The sequence below is a fragment of the Cylindrospermum sp. FACHB-282 genome (genome assembly GCF_014697195.1).
Taxonomy (GTDB): Bacteria; Cyanobacteriota; Cyanobacteriia; order Cyanobacteriales; family Nostocaceae; genus Cylindrospermum.
In genome coordinates, this window is sequence record NZ_JACJRJ010000011.1 from 55765 (window position 1) to 68463 (window position 12699).

Annotated in this window: 14 protein-coding genes and 2 tRNA genes; 6 read left to right on the top strand and 10 right to left on the bottom strand. The window is 45.1% G+C overall.

Annotated elements, in window-relative coordinates; all coding sequences use genetic code 11:
• Positions 1-13: 13 nt before the first annotated feature.
• Positions 14-916, bottom strand: coding sequence for an oxygen-dependent tRNA uridine(34) hydroxylase TrhO (gene trhO, locus H6G32_RS08030; RefSeq protein WP_190456892.1), 903 nt, complete (start codon positions 914-916; stop codon positions 14-16).
• 122 nt (positions 917-1038) lie between these two features.
• Here trhO and H6G32_RS08035 point away from each other — a divergent pair.
• Positions 1039-1111 (top strand) — tRNA-Ala (locus tag H6G32_RS08035).
• Here H6G32_RS08035 and H6G32_RS08040 read toward each other — a convergent pair.
• Positions 1112-1753, bottom strand: a complete 642-nt coding sequence (locus tag H6G32_RS08040; RefSeq protein ID WP_190456894.1) for a DUF938 domain-containing protein — start codon at positions 1751-1753, stop codon at positions 1112-1114.
• Between the two features lie 336 nt (positions 1754-2089).
• Here H6G32_RS08040 and H6G32_RS08045 point away from each other — a divergent pair, with 336 nt between their 5' ends.
• Positions 2090-3505, top strand: a complete 1416-nt coding sequence (locus H6G32_RS08045; RefSeq protein ID WP_190456896.1) for a lysophospholipid acyltransferase family protein — start codon at positions 2090-2092, stop codon at positions 3503-3505.
• 73 nt (positions 3506-3578) lie between these two features.
• On the opposite strand, the gene H6G32_RS08050 is transcribed toward H6G32_RS08045, so the two are convergent.
• Positions 3579-3815, bottom strand: coding sequence for a DUF3134 domain-containing protein (locus tag H6G32_RS08050; RefSeq protein WP_190456898.1), 237 nt, complete (start codon positions 3813-3815; stop codon positions 3579-3581).
• Between the two features lie 290 nt (positions 3816-4105).
• On the opposite strand from H6G32_RS08050, the gene H6G32_RS08055 reads away from it, so the two are divergent.
• Entirely contained in the window at positions 4106-4498 is a 393-nt protein-coding gene (locus H6G32_RS08055) for an MAPEG family protein (RefSeq protein ID WP_190456900.1), read from the top strand.
• 76 nt (positions 4499-4574) lie between these two features.
• Here the strand turns inward: H6G32_RS08055 and leuD are convergent, their stop codons facing one another.
• From leuD to H6G32_RS08070, 3 genes are all read right to left on the bottom strand, one after another.
• Complete coding sequence (gene leuD, locus H6G32_RS08060) at positions 4575-5183, bottom strand: 3-isopropylmalate dehydratase small subunit (protein ID WP_190456903.1); 609 nt, start codon at positions 5181-5183, stop codon at positions 4575-4577.
• Between the two features lie 66 nt (positions 5184-5249).
• Positions 5250-6653 carry a 3-isopropylmalate dehydratase large subunit gene (gene leuC, locus H6G32_RS08065; protein WP_190456905.1) on the bottom strand — a complete coding sequence of 468 codons (1404 nt, stop codon included), beginning with the start codon at positions 6651-6653 and terminating at the stop codon, positions 5250-5252.
• A 160-nt stretch (positions 6654-6813) separates the two neighbouring features.
• Positions 6814-6886: transfer RNA gene (locus H6G32_RS08070), tRNA-Val, on the bottom strand.
• A 118-nt stretch (positions 6887-7004) separates the two neighbouring features.
• Between H6G32_RS08070 and H6G32_RS08075 the strand changes: the two genes are divergently transcribed.
• Together H6G32_RS08075 and mazG are read left to right on the top strand one after the other, a co-directional pair.
• Positions 7005-7571, top strand: coding sequence for a metal-binding protein (locus tag H6G32_RS08075; protein WP_190456908.1), 567 nt, complete (start codon positions 7005-7007; stop codon positions 7569-7571).
• Positions 7572-7625: 54 nt separating this feature from the next.
• The gene (gene mazG, locus H6G32_RS08080) at positions 7626-8435 is read left to right on the top strand and encodes a nucleoside triphosphate pyrophosphohydrolase (RefSeq protein WP_190456910.1); all 810 of its coding nucleotides are present in this window, start codon (positions 7626-7628) and stop codon (positions 8433-8435) included.
• Positions 8436-8610: 175 nt separating this feature from the next.
• Here mazG and H6G32_RS08085 read toward each other — a convergent pair whose 3' ends face one another.
• The 4 genes from H6G32_RS08085 to H6G32_RS08100 form a co-directional block, all read right to left on the bottom strand.
• Positions 8611-9810, bottom strand: a complete 1200-nt coding sequence (locus H6G32_RS08085) for a transporter substrate-binding domain-containing protein (RefSeq protein ID WP_190456912.1) — start codon at positions 9808-9810, stop codon at positions 8611-8613.
• Between the two features lie 161 nt (positions 9811-9971).
• On the bottom strand, positions 9972-11441 hold the full coding sequence (locus H6G32_RS08090) for an aldehyde dehydrogenase family protein (protein ID WP_190456914.1): 1470 nt from the start codon (positions 11439-11441) through the stop codon (positions 9972-9974).
• Positions 11442-11552: 111 nt separating this feature from the next.
• Entirely contained in the window at positions 11553-11861 is a 309-nt protein-coding gene (locus tag H6G32_RS27350; RefSeq protein WP_375539791.1) for an NACHT C-terminal alpha/beta 1 domain-containing protein, read from the bottom strand.
• Entirely contained in the window at positions 11747-12238 is a 492-nt protein-coding gene (locus H6G32_RS08100) for a hypothetical protein (protein WP_190456918.1), read from the bottom strand. Before H6G32_RS08100 ends, H6G32_RS27350 begins: the two co-directional genes overlap by 115 nt.
• A gap of 160 nt (positions 12239-12398) precedes the next feature.
• On the opposite strand from H6G32_RS08100, the gene H6G32_RS08105 reads away from it, so the two are divergent.
• A complete protein-coding gene (locus H6G32_RS08105) occupies positions 12399-12650 on the top strand; it encodes a hypothetical protein (RefSeq protein ID WP_190456920.1) in 252 nt (83 codons plus the stop codon).
• Positions 12651-12699: the final 49 nt, after the last annotated feature.

Here is a 12699-nt window from a genome sequence, read left to right on the forward strand (position 1 = left end):
GTAAGAGGAGGAATCATTTTTCTCGCTGGATTTTTAATTGCTGCTGTCGCCATTTTTCTTGCTGACGCGCTCTTTTTTCTTCTGTAAGGCTATCAAAGCAGTAGTGGCAAGAAATACCTTCTTCGTACTGTGGTAAAGTTTTATCTTCTTCAGAAATTGGGCGTCCGCAACTCAGGCACAAGTCGTAATTTCCTGCTTCTAAACCGTGACGGACAGCAACTCGCTCATCAAAAACAAAGCATTCACCTTCCCACAAACTTTTTTCTGGGGGGATTTCTTCTAAATACTTGAGAATGCCGCCTTTGAGGTGATAAACTTCGGCAAAGCCTTGGGACAGCAGAAAAGACGAAGCTTTCTCACAGCGAATACCGCCTGTACAAAATAGGGCAACTTTTTTGTTTTTGGTCGGGTCTAGTTCTTGGCGTACATATTCTGGAAACTCCCGAAATGAAGTAGTTTGCGGATTTTGTGCCTTTTGGAAAGTGCCGATATTCACCTCATAATCGTTGCGGGTGTCAATCAGGGTCACTTCCGGATCTGCAATCAAGTCATTCCATTCCTGGGGGTTGACATAAGTACCAACTTGCTGATTTGGGTCAACTTCGGGTAATCCTAAAGTGACAATTTCTGACTTTAACCGCACCTTCATCCGTTCAAAGGGCGGTGTAGCTGTGAAGGATTCTTTGTGTTCTATGTCTGCTAGACGGGGGTCAGCTTGTAAAAATGACAAAACAGCGTCAACTGCCTGACGAGAACCCGTAATTGTGCCGTTAATCCCTTCTGGTGCTAATAAAATCGTTCCCTTAACACCTTGTTCAATACAAAAAGATAATAGGCGATCGCGTTTGTCGGCAAAATCCGGTAGACTGACAAATTTATATAGTGCTGCAACAATTTGGCTATTTTCTGACTTCATCCCTTTCGCAAAAGCACAATCCTAAGTTAATATAACAACAGCAGCTACAATTACCTGCTTTTCTTATTTTATTTTTGAATTTTGAATTTTGAATTTTGAATTTTGAATTTTGAATTGTTTACGGGGGTTTAGCTCAGTTGGTAGAGCGCCTGCTTTGCAAGCAGGATGTCAGCGGTTCGAGTCCGCTAACCTCCATCAAAAATTTGCAAAACGTTGAAACACAACTGAAAGATTATTTGCTGGCATTTGGTAAGTTTCTTTTAATCTGAGGTTTTGTGCTTTAGCCGCTGCCACAACATCCTCTAAATTCCGCACACCCCAATCTGGGTTTTGTGCCTGTAATGACTCGTCAAAAGCTGCATTACTCAGTGCGGTATGTTCTCCGCCTTCTTTAAACGGGCCATATAAATAGAGAATACCATTTGCTGGCAAGATCCGACCAGCCCCCGCCATTAGTCCCAGACAAGCTGACCAAGGGGAAATGTGAATCATATTAATATTGACGATGGCGACAATTGGCAAGTCAGGTAATGCTTCTTTCTCCACTGGCCAAACTGGCGTGCTAGCATCAAGTTCCAGGGGTGGATAAAGATTATCAGCAGGAAAGTATTCAGCCCAGGCGGTGATACTAGCCCTTAATTCCGGGTTTGGGTCAGAAGGCAGCCATTGGCGAGGGGCCAGGTACGGGGCAAAAAATACGGCGTGTTCGCCAGTTCCACTTGCCACTTCCAAAATAGTGCCAGTCGCGGGTAGTACTTCTAAGAGTACCTCTAGGATGGGTTCACGATTGCGCTGTGTTGCTGGTGCATTGTGTCGCGCATCTGCTGGTGTGTTCATATTCTCGTCTTTGCTTGAATACATAAAAATAAAAGCGTTCGTAGTCAGGACTTTAGTCCTTAAAATCCTCTCCCAAAGCGATAAATCCCTCACTACGAACAAAATTTTCATTTTACATTTTATTGTGTCTACCTTAGAGACCTCTCTCCTGCAAATGTAGAGATGTTCCCTGCAACGTCTCTACACTCGCCCTTAGAGTGTCGGGAAGGGGGTTGAGCGATTAGGTCTTTTGTATTCCTTAAAAGCGATCGCACACTTTGAAAAATGGCAGAATTAATGGGATGATCCGCTTGTAGTCGGGTTCGCCCTTTTTCGCCACAACATCTGGAGAGCAACTTGCCAAAACCGATTCATTCCACGCAACCACCACTAAAATTTATTCCTCAGCGTTTTAACCCACTTATACTTAAAACTCTCCATTGGTTGCTGCCATTCTTCCTCAGATTTCGCACTCGGCCTTGGCTACCGGCGGGTATTCTCCAGATAGAAGCTAAGAATGCCGAAGTATTAGCCGAACTCTACCAAAAATTCCAGGCCGGGAAAGTTCGCTTTTTGATTGCATTTCGCCACCCAGAGGTAGAAGACCCCCTATCTATGATGTATCTGCTTTCGCGCATTGTGCCACAGGTAGCGCGTCAGCAAAATATTCCCCTGCAATATCCGCTTCACAGCTACTTTCTTTATGATCGGGGAATGACCTTGTGGGCTGGTAATTGGCTGGGTTGGTTGTTCTCTCGCGCTGGGGGTGTACCAATTCGGCGTGGGAAACGCATAGACCGGCAGGCTATTCAAACAGCGCGAGAATTGTTCGCTAATGGGAAAATGCCGATCGCAGTTGCACCAGAAGGCGGTACTAATGGACATAGTGGGATAGTAAGCCCCTTAGAACCTGGTGTAGCCCAGTTGGGGTTTTGGTGTGTAGAAGACTTGCAAAAAGCTAACCGTTCCGAAGAAGTTTTCATTTTACCTGTCGCCATCCAGTATCGCTATGTGGAAGCACCTTGGGGAAAACTCGATTGGTTATTGAGTAAATTAGAAGCTGATAGCGGCTTATCAGTCCAGGAAATTGATGAATCTGCCAACCAAAACCGCGAAGACATTTTCTATCAACGCCTCTGTCGCTTGGCTGAACATCTAATTTCTGAGATGGAAGAGTTTTATCGTCGCTTCTATCATCAAGACATCCCCAAAACCATCTCCATTGAAGCATCTGCCAGTCCCAATGAGGTATTAATTGCCCGACTACACCGCTTAATGGATAAAGCCTTACACGTCGCCGAGCAATATTTTGGAATCCAGCCACAAGGTAATTTTATTGACCGTTGTCGCCGCTTAGAAGAAGCAGGATGGAGTTATATTTACCGGGAAGATTTGGCAGATATTCAGGCTTTATCACCCCTCAAACGCGGACTTGCAGATTGGATTGCTGAAGAAGCAGATTTGCGACTACAGCACATGAGATTAGCAGAGAGTTTTGTGGCAGTTACCGCCACCTATATTCAAGAACAGCCTACAGCAGAACGGTTTGCGGAAACTGTTTTACTCATTTTCGATATGCTTTCCCGCATTAAAGATTCAACCCTTCCAGGGCGTCCCCGGTTAGGTTGGAAAGGGTCACAAATCACCATAGGTAAGCCAATTTCTGTTACTGAACGCTGGCTAAATTCTCAAGCCGACCGTCAGGCATCTAGGCAAGGTGTGAGCGATTTGACACAAGAATTACAACTTGCTTTAGAAAGCTTGATTAGGTGAAATGCCCTATTCCCCTTCCCCAATAGAGAAGGGGAAAATTTCCAGCCTCTCTCCCTATCCCCGAAAAAAAAATCTACGATTCATCTAAACTGATCTCTGAGTCGTCATCATCATGATCGTAAGGGATATCATCAAGATCAATCATCTCTGAGATTTCTTCTACTTCATTGAGATATTCAGATTCTACAGGTTCACGCGGTATTAAACGACCGGTAGACTTTAGCCATTCTAAAAGAATAAACTCATTACTTGTACGAATTACAGTGGCTCGTTGGTTACGAGGTTCTTCACGCAAAGGACCGTTAGGCATAATAAAAATTCACTTTGAATTGGGAAAAATTAGAGTGGCTGAAACTATTGGGCACTCATCAGTATAAAAAGCTATGAAGAGCAAGGTTTTCAGCTTTTACCCCCGTCACTTGCCTACTTGGCATTAAAAAAACCTGACAAGTGGATAATACTTTCAGTCTAAATCATCTTGACAAAAAAATCCTAATTTTCATATCATTACCAGCTTTGCTGATCCATTGCACAAGGGCGGGCTGTCCGTCCCACCCCACAAGAGGTATACTGATCTTCTTAATGTATAAGGATTTTGGTATGTCGCCCTGGACTAGTTTAATAACTGCTCTTGCGCTCTTGCTCTACTTTGTGGTAACAATTAATGTCGGCAGAGCCAGAGCTAAATACAAAGTGCCGGTGCCGCAAATGACGGGAAATCCCGACTTTGAGCGAGTGTTGCGCGTCCAGCAAAATACTCTAGAGCAGTTGGTTTTGTTTTTTCCCGCTCTGTGGCTGTTCTCTTTCTACGTTAACCCATTGTGGGGTGCTGGTATTGGTGGGGCTTGGCTTGTAGGTCGCGCTGCTTACGCCTGGGGATATTATCAGGCTGCTGAAAAGCGGGTAATTGGCTTTGCTATCAGTTCTCTCAGCGGTATAGTGTTACTTCTGGGTTCGCTGATTGGGATTATACAATCTTTAGTGCGGGTGTAGTTTGATCTTAGCAGTGGACTCTCGTGACCCCTGTCCTAAGGGATATCAATTGCTGAGGAAGGGGAAGTGCAAAAAACTAACTCGCCGCTAATTCACCCCATCCAATATAAGGTAATTTTGTGGCGATCGCCTTAACTTGATCAGCATTGGCTACCAACTGTCCGCAAGCGTCCCAAGTCCCAGAAATGAAGGTACTTCTTGTGCCTTCACCAATTGCAACTGGGGCTGTGTAATCACCAATTTGCACTTGCAATTTTTCTAAATCTATGGTGGTTGGGGCTTGAGGATTAGCTGCTACTAAATCTTGTAGTTGTTTGACTATCGCCGCCTCAGAGGTAACGCAAGGTATCCCCATGGCGACGCAGTTACCAAAAAAGATTTCGGCGAAGCTTTCACCGATGACGGATTGAATTCCCCATTTAGCCAGGGCTTGGGGTGCGTGTTCTCGTGAGGAACCACAGCCAAAGTTACGATTGACTATTAAAATTTTCGCCCCTTGATATTGGGGTTGGTCAAAGGCATGTTCGCCGTTTAGGGCTTTTCGGTCATCGATAAACACGCCTTCGCCTAAGCCATCAAAGGTTACGGCTTTTAAATAGCGGGCGGGTATGATGCGGTCTGTATCAATATCGTTACCGATTAAGGGGACACCGCGACCGGATACTGTTTTAACTTCACTTACCATAATTTTAAGTTTTAGTTGAATTTTTACCCCCCTTGATGAAACAGCGGGGAGGGGTTGGGGATGGGGTTATAGTAAGTCGCGCACGTCGGATACTTCGCCTTTGATGGCGGCGGTGGCGACCATTGCGGGACTCATCAATAAGGTACGACCGGAGGATGAACCTTGTCTACCTTTAAAGTTGCGGTTGGAGGAGGAGGCGCTGATTTGTCTTCCTTGAAGTTTGTCGGGATTCATGGCTAGACACATGGAACATCCAGGTTCGCGCCACTCAAATCCAGCTTCTTGGAAGATTTTATCTAGTCCTTCGGCTTCGGCTTCTTTTTTGACTCTTTCGGAACCGGGGACGACGAAGGCTTTGACTCCTTCGGCTACATGACGACCTTTGGCGATTTTGGCGGCTTCCCGTAGGTCGCTAATGCGTCCGTTGGTGCAACTTCCAATAAAGCAGACATCAATTTTAGTCCCTTGGATGGGTTGACCGGGGAACAAATCCATGTAACTGTATGCTTCTTCGGCAATAAATCGGTCTTCTTCTAGGAGTTCGTCGGGTGTGGGGATTTTTTGATTGACGCCGATACCTTGACCGGGTGTGATTCCCCAGGTAACGGTGGGGGGGATTTCAGCGCCGTTGAAGACTACAACATCGTCATATTCAGCATCGCTTGCACTGCGGATGGATTCCCACCAGGTGATCGCCTGATCCCAATCTGCACCTTTGGGGGCAAAGTCTCTATTTTTCAGATAATTGTAAGTAACTTGGTCGGGATTGACGTAACCGCATCTAGCACCGCCTTCTATGGCCATGTTGCAGACTGTCATCCTTTCTTCCATGTTCATTTGCTCAAAGGTGGTGCCGGCAAATTCATAAGCGTATCCTACACCACCTTTTACGCCAAGGGTACGGATGATATGCAAGATTACGTCTTTGGCGTAGACACCAGGTTTGAGGATGCCGTTAACTTCGATTTTCCGTACTTTTAGTTTAGATAAGGCTAGGGTTTGGGAGGCGAGTACGTCCCGCACTTGGCTGGTACCAATGCCAAATGCGATCGCCCCAAATGCTCCATGACTAGAAGTGTGGCTATCTCCACAGGCGATGGTCATTCCTGGTTGGGTAAGTCCCAATTCGGGGGCGATGACGTGTACTATACCCTGATTGCCTGAACCAATGTTATAAAAGGTAATTTTATTTTCTTGACAACTGTTTTCTAGAGCCTGGATCATTTCCTCTGCCAAGCTATCGACAAAGGGACGTGCCTGGTTCTCTGTGGGCACTATATGATCTACTGTGGCTACAGTCCGCTCTGGGAAAAGTACTTTTAGATTGCGCTCCCGGAGCATGGCAAAGGCTTGGGGACTGGTAACTTCATGAATAAGATGTAGCCCGATAAATAGTTGTGTCAGCCCTGATGGAAGTGTACCAACGGTGTGTAAGTCCCAAACTTTATCAAACAGGGTACCTTTGCTCATACGCCAAATCAATATTTAAGGAGTCGAATCTTTGATAATATCAAAGAATGTATTGTATTGGACAATTTATTAAAATCTTTTTCGCCCGCCAAAACCAGTATATATAAATTTAGAGCAGACCAGAAGCTTGCTCTAAAACAATTAAACTTATTCACTTAAATGGGCAGTACCAGACTCGAACTGATGACATCCTGCTTGTAAGGCAGGCGCTCTACCAACTGAGCTAACCGCCCGTTTTTATCACTTATTTAATATAGCAAAGGATTGTGCGATCGCGCAAGTATTTTGGGAAAATATTTTTTCTCCTATACTAACTCAGTACTCTGCACTTAGGACTTAGGACTTAGTAGGATGCCCTCTGGTAGAACCCATGATCGCATTACTTTGTATGCTCTGCCGGTGGTGGCGGGTGTGAGTTTCTGGCAGACTCGCAGTGGCAATATCACTTTGTTGGTTGCGGGGGGGTTTTTGTTTGGGGGGCTGATGTTTGGCCCTGATTTGGATATTTACTCTTTGCAATTTCAACGCTGGGGGTTTTTGCGCTGGATTTGGCTACCTTATCAAAAAAGCCTGCGCCATCGTTCTTTTTTATCCCACGGGCCAATTATTGGCACGATGCTGCGGGTTGTTTATCTGGGGAGTATTCTGGGAATTTTGGCGGTTGTTGGGGCTAAGTTGGGGAATGTTACTTTTAATTGGGCGGATTTGGGGCGATCGCTTTTTCTTTATCATGGAGAATGTTTCGCCCTGTTTTTGGGGTTGGAATTTGGCGCTATGAGTCATTCTCTGAGTGATTGGGGTAATTCGGCTTATAAGCGGGTGCGAAAACAAGGAATCCAAGCTTTGCTGCCAAGTGGCAAAATTAAGAAGCGTAAAGTTAAAAGTCGCAGTCGTCGTGCTACGGGAAAGCGGCAATAGTGCTTTAAGGCAGAGGAACGCTGAGGGAAACGCAGAGTAACGCAGAGGTTTTTTATGGACTCTCATCAAAATCAGACATTAGGGGCATTGCAAGAGTTAATTGAGGTGGTGGCAAAATTGCGATCGCCTGATGGTGGTTGTCCTTGGGATTTGGCACAAACGCCCGAAACGCTGACGCCTTATGTGATTGAGGAAGCTTATGAGGTGGTAGATGCGATTAAGAGTGGTGATCAAAAGGCGATCGCAGAGGAGTTAGGTGATTTACTATTACAAGTGGTACTGCAAGCCCAAATCGCCAGTGAATCTGGGCAGTTTTCTCTGAAAGAAGTTACTCAAGGCATTTCTCGAAAGTTGATTCGTCGTCATCCCCATGTTTTTGGTGATGTGACGGTAGCGAGTATGGATGAGGTGCAGCAAAACTGGCAACAAATCAAAGCTGAAGAAAAGGGGGAAGCATCCCCAGAAGCGCAAAAACTCAGTGACAAACTCAGTCGTTATGGGCGTACTCTTCCCCCGTTAACAGCGGCGATGAAGATATCTCAAAAGGCTGCTGCTGCTGGTTTTGAATGGCAAAATATTGATGAGGTATGGGCAAAGTTTCATGAGGAATTGGGGGAGTTCCAACAGGCTTTAGCTGAAGAAACCCCAGCACGACAACAAGCTGAATTAGGGGATTTGCTATTTGCGATTATTCAGTTAGCCCGTTGGACTAATCTTGAACCAAGCGCGGCTTTACAGGGCACAAGTCAGCGTTTTATCCAACGGTTACAAAAAATGGAGGCAGTTGTTAACCGCCCCTTTTCTGAGTACAGCTTGGAGGAATTAGATGCTCTGTGGCAACAAGCAAAGGCTCAACTTGCTTGATGAAAATCAGGTAAATTAGGAACTGGAGACTGGGTAATAGTTTTTACCAATTACCAATTACCAATTACCAATTACCAATTACCAATTACCAATTACCAATTACCAATTACCAATTACCAATTACCAATTACCCATTACCCATTACCCATTACCCATTACCGCCCATTGACAAAATTCAAGACTCTTTAGACTTAAACCACTTCTCATAGAGGGTTTGATAAGTGCCATTTTCTCTGAGACTCAGCAATGCACTATTGATTTGTTTGCGGTAGGGGCTGTTATTAGGTAGGACAATGCCATAACTTTCTTCACGGAAGATGCTGCCAACAACTTCTACTTTTCCTTTGCCTTCATTGGCGGCATAAAAGAGGATCACGGGAGCGTCGAATACTACAGCATCGGCTTTTTTTTGCAACAAAGCATTATAAGCTTGCTCAATTTTGGGGACTTCTAAGACGGAAATTTTATTTTCTCGCAGGTATATTGCCGCTGTGCTGCCAGATGTTGTGGCCACTATTTTGCCGGGGAGATCGCTGATACTTTTGATATCTCCCTGAAGCTGCTGCACGGTTAGGGAAGTGGTAGCGATCGCTGTAAAGTAGGTGACGAAGAGAACTCCGATAAACATCCAGATAATCGCTATTAGCCTACCAAGTGGGCCTTTGGGCATTTCGTCGGCTTGGGTGGCTAATGTTGCAGCTGCCCACCAATAAGCTTTAAAAATGCCAGGAAAGTATTCTTTAGCAATCATTCCGTCTTCGTGTCGGCGCTCAAACCACCAAATGATGTGGGCGGAAATGACAATTAGCACCAAAGCAACCACAATTAGCTGCAAGAAGGCGGCTGAGAAAAATATTTGTAAAATATTGGGGACACCACCGCTGTTTGCTTCTGGGTTTCGCACTAGAATCTGAAGTCCGGCTGCAAACATTGGTAAGGAGAAATCAAAATTCTGCTGTCGTTCGGCTGTAATGGAAATGGCAGAAATCCCCAAGTTAGCTGTGCCGTTTTTTACGGCTGAGAGTAAATCGACTACGGTTGGATATTCAATAAACTTAGACTGCAAACCTAGCTGTTTGGTGATGCTGCGCCAAAGATCGATACTGAATCCCGATAGCTCTCCTTTTTGATCAAAGACAAAGGGTGGTATGGCCCGTGTTGCTACTAGTAAGGGTTGTGTAGGTTGGGGTGTTTGGGCGAGTACTGGATGCCCTACCAGCAATAGCACCAGCAGTCCGGCTCCTAATCCTAGGCAAATATGCGGTATTAGGGAATGGCTGTTTTTGTTTTTGCTGTGATGTCTGAAAAAGTAGGTAATAAATCTGTTCCACTTAGCCATGACTTGGCGAAATTTACTAGCGATCGCATTTACCATAATAATTTTTTTGGGGTTGCAAGCAATACAATATCTGTAGTCGCTACCCCATAGCAAATATCATATTTTTATCCCCCCTTGATTCCCTACAACAAGCAGAATCAGGGGGGATATTCGCTAGTTAAGTCTCAAAAAAGCGCCTGAACATTCCGCCAGTGGCTCTACAGTTTGATGGTCACAGTTTTGACTTCGGTGTATTGTTGCAGTCCATATTCGCCCAATTCCCGACCAATGCCAGACTGCTTAAACCCGCCAAAGGGTGCAGCGGCGTCAAATACATCGTAGCAATTAACCCAGACTGTACCAGCACGAAGGTTATTGGCGATCGCGTATGCCTTGGTAATATCCTTAGTCCATACACCCGCTGCGAGTCCGTACATCGTGGCATTCCCTCGTTGAATTACCTCATCAATGTCTTTAAATTTGATGATGCTCATCACAGGGCCGAAAATTTCCTCTTGGGCAATCTTCATCTCATCGCGGACATCGGCGAAAACTGTAGGTGCGATGAAGAAACCCTGTTCTCCCACTCGATTACCACCACAAAGCATCTGGGCACCATCTCGCATCCCAGACTCAATGTAACTCATCACTTTGTCAAATTGTTCTTTATCTACTTGGGGCCCTTGTTCTGTTTGCGGATCGAAGGGGTTGCCGACAATGCGCTGCTTGGCATTTTCTACAGTCCTGTCCACAAAATCGTCGTAGCATTTTTCTTCGACGAATACCCGCGAACCGGCACAACAGCACTGCCCTTGGTTCAGGAATAAGCCATTATAAGCACCTGCAATTGCTGCATCCATGTCAGCATCGGCAAAGATGATGTTGGGACTTTTGCCACCGAGCTCGAGAGTAATGCGCTTGAGGTTGCTCTTGGCAGCTGCTTCCATAATTAGATGCCCTACCTCTGTGGAACCGGTAAAGGCAACTTTGTCAATATCCATCTGGCGGGCGATCGCACTTCCCGCTGTTGGCCCATACCCTGATAAAATATTCACCACACCAGGGGGGAACCCAGCCTCAATAATTAACTCACCCACTCGCAACGCCGATAAAGGCGTCTGTTCAGCGGTTTTGAGAACCACAGTATTGCCAGTTGCCAAAGCCGGGGCTAATTTCCAGGCTTGCATCAATAACGGAAAATTCCAAGGTATAATCTGACCTACCACACCCACAGGCTCATGGCGAGTGTAGCAGAAGTACGACCCGCTAATTGGGATCGTTTTACCTTGGACTTTGTCAGCCCAACCAGCATAATAACGGTAGCAGGCAATTACTAATTCTAAGTCGTCCAAAGACTCTTGTAGTGGCTTGCCATTATCTAAAGTTTCCAACCGTGCCAACTCATCAGTATTTTGCTCAATTAGATCAGCTAGTTTGTAGAGTAACTCACCGCGATCGGTGGCTGACATCTTTCTCCATTCCCCACTCTTAAAGGCATTACGGGCTGCTTGTACTGCGTTATCTACATCCGGGGCGTCTGCTTCTGCCACGGAGCAGATTACTTCACCGGTAGCAGGGTTGATGGTTTCAAATCGTCGCCTGCTGACACTTTCTACCCACTCATTGTTAATTAGCAGCTGAGTTGGGCCGATTTTTACCTGTTGTTCTGGTACTGTTGCTGTAACCATCAGGTTCTCCTTAAGCTTTTTTAGGAAAAATTGCTTAAATCTATTAATTATGTTTCTTCAAATTCAACATCTCGGTGGGATTTGTTGATAAATTTTCACATCACGATTTAATTACCATTCCCGCAGCCGGTTTAAAATATCGTCGATTCCTTGGTTCCCGGTGACACAAATAGCCTTGTCAAATTTGCTGAGGTTGTAGAGAATGCGATCGCTTAATTGTGGTGATTGTGAACCCATACCTTGATAAAAAACTAAAACCACACATTTGTCAGTTTTGAGCAAATCCCAATAGGTTTGAAGTTCCGTCATTGTCGTTGGTGTGCCATCTTCGCACTTGGGACAGCCAGCTTTGACGATTTCAGTATAAATTTTAGATGCTGGGTTATTGGGGTCAATAAACTTGTTAGTGTCGATGCAGATGAGGTGGATGGATTGACTGAGTATGCGATCGCTATTAATGGCAGCTTGCAGGCGTTCTGCACTTCCTGCAATTCTCTTTCTGGCTGACTGCTACCAGATTCTTTTTGGCGCTGAGGCAGTTTTAAGGTTTTGCGTACCGTTGTCACAAGCTTGAGTAAATTGTCCTTCTTTGTGCCAACTTCAACGGTTCTAGCTATTTTTCCTGTCGATTTGGTTTCGTATCCTGTAACGCGCAGTTTATCAGCTTCCCACTGAACATAAAGCGGGGGTTTTGGTTGTAAGTTTTCTGGTTGCTGTTCAGACAGTTGCATTAAAGCTTCTACCAAAATCAGCGCATTCTCTAAAACCGATTCATCCCAACGAATATTCCTTGGCATTTTATAAAGACAATCTTAAGAAACTAGCATTACCCAAACAGAGAAGTTTCCCCAAGCTGCAAACCTAAGTCATACAAGCATTATAGACATTGCGGGGGTAAGGTGTCTGGGGAAATACCCAAAAAAATAATTCACCTAGTTAAGCAAAAAGGTGAATCAAATGTCAGCTAAAAAATCTACTTCCCGCCTCAATCAAAAATTAATCGTTGTGTTGCTAAGTTTGAAAATTCTACTGGCTGGTATCGAAGCTACAGAACGCATTCAACAAGGTGACTCGGTGACAGAAACGCTGATTTGGCTGATTAACCAGTGCATCCCGGTACTGCAACTTACTAGCCGCCGAGAGGAGGAAGAGAAAAAAGGCGATGGGTTGCGCCCAGGTGGAAGCGATCGCAATTCCACCAAAAAATAAACTCATAGGATTTACTTCCTTTGGAAATTCATCCTAATTTTGGGCTTTT